At 69.8% G+C, this 255-nt stretch carries 1 protein-coding gene; it reads right to left on the bottom strand.

All coding sequences use genetic code 11. From position 1 onward, the window contains the following. Positions 1-255, bottom strand: a 255-nt coding sequence (locus GWC77_RS28625; RefSeq protein ID WP_173263045.1) for a transposase, incomplete at both ends; no start/stop codon positions are given.

Genomic DNA, 255 nt, shown 5'->3' with positions numbered 1-255 from the left:
ATTTGCGGCGCGACTTCCCGCCGTGCTTGTCCTGCAGCCACTGGCCCGCGCCGTAGACCTGCAGCCCGGTGCTGTCGACCAGCACGTGCAGCGGCCCGTCGGGCAACGGCTCACGGCGTATCGCGCGGCGTTGCCTCGCCATCAACACCCGCCGGCTCAGGGTGGTGTGATCCGGAACCGGCAGCGCGAGCCCCTTCAGTTGCAGCACCGAACGCAGCAGACCCTCGGTCTGACGCGAGCGCATCCGCAACGCAC

The organism is Paraburkholderia sp. NMBU_R16 (assembly GCF_013282575.1).
Taxonomy (GTDB): Bacteria; Pseudomonadota; Gammaproteobacteria; order Burkholderiales; family Burkholderiaceae; genus Trinickia.
This window is presented reverse-complemented; position numbering and strand designations above follow the sequence as displayed.